Raw genomic sequence first — 1,405 nt, 5'->3', positions numbered from 1 at the left:
CTTCCTTAAATTCTTTGCTGTAACGTTTCATTGCGATCCCCTCCGTCTCTGTTCGTTCAGTTTAACAGATTTTTGGGGAATTTGCGACTGCACTTACAGGGTACTACTCCAAAGTATACTAAACCGCACCGCAAAAAGCAAGGGATTTCGACGAAACAGACCCCATTTTGCGGAAAATATTTTACTTTTCTGCCTGTTTCCTCGCCACCACCACAAATCGGCCGTTGCCAGTGTGATAGCTGCACGTCACCAGAGTAAGGAGTTGGTCGCCGTACTCTGCACAAATGCCTGTATCGTACAGCGATTGATTCCGCACCTGTTCTACATAATCGGCAAACACGCTTTCCGAGGTCAATTCGCCATACTGATAAAAGCGGAAAACATTTTCCTCTCCCCGCTGATACACCTTTGAATAGAACGCCGCCATAACCTGATACTCCTTCGCGCCGTTCAGCGTATCAAGCTGAATGGTAGGGTGCTGCTCCCAATATTCCGGTTCGGCATAGAATAGCAGCGCTGCGAACATCGACCCATTTTTCATGTTATGTCCATAGATCAGGTAATTGCCGCAGCCTTCATAGCAGTTGCCCGCGAGAAAGGGAACGCCGCTTTCAGCGCGTTCCCTTTCAAAATTCCGGCGCAGATAATATTCCGGCTCCTCCGGCGTGTGCATGACCGGATAACTCAATTCCGTCCCGTCAATGGAGAGCCATCCGAAAAAATCCGGGTTCTGCTCCTTTATGGCCGCATACGGGGACGGGGCTTCGTCAAGCTGCGGGCTTTCCTGATCAGCCGCCGTTTCCTCCCGGACGGGCTTTTCAACCCGCACAGCTTCCGCCAGTTCTTGAAACGCGGCTTCCTCCGCGTCTCCCTCGGCGGTGATGTGCCGCACCATAGCGGACGACAGGAGCAGGGCGGAGCCAAAAAGCAGAAGAAAGAAAATTGACAAGCCGCCCGGCCTTTTCACAAGTCCACCCCCTCTGCGGCACAGTCACCGCCAATCTGAATTTCTACGCTTACTCACAAACTTTACTTGCGTTTTATGTCGGTTTTCCGTTTGATGGCCGCCAGCGTAAGGAACAGCCCCGCGCACGAAACCAAAAGAGCCGCTGTCCAGAATGACAGCCCTGTACGGTCGCCCGTCTGCGGAACATTCGGGTCGAGATTTTCATATTCCGAACGGCTTTCCTGTCCCGAAGCAGTGGGGTTCGGCGTCTCTACGGCAGGAGGTTCCGTCTGATCTGGGGCAGGCCTTTCCGGCTCACTCGGCTCTGGTGTGTCCGGCTGATCTGGTTTGTCCTGTGTAGGCTCGTTTGGTTTATTCGCGCCAGACGTTCCCGGCTTATTCGTGTCAGGTTTATTTGGTTTATTTGTGTCGGGCTGATCTGGCTTATCCGGTGTAGGG

At 52.9% G+C, this 1,405-nt stretch carries 1 protein-coding gene and 1 pseudogene; both read right to left on the bottom strand.

The annotated features are described in order from the left end of the window. Nucleotides 1-181 precede the first annotated feature (181 nt). Entirely contained in the window at nucleotides 182-967 is a 786-nt protein-coding gene (locus ACTQ34_RS17910) for a class B sortase (protein WP_441364955.1), read from the bottom strand. A gap of 62 nt (nucleotides 968-1,029) precedes the next feature. After that, nucleotides 1,030-1,405 (bottom strand): annotated as a pseudogene (locus tag ACTQ34_RS17905) (hypothetical protein); the annotation flags it as partial.

It is taken from the genome of Agathobaculum sp. LCP25S3_E8 (assembly GCF_052117165.1).
GTDB lineage: Bacteria > Bacillota > Clostridia > Oscillospirales > Butyricicoccaceae > Agathobaculum.
This window is presented reverse-complemented; position numbering and strand designations above follow the sequence as displayed.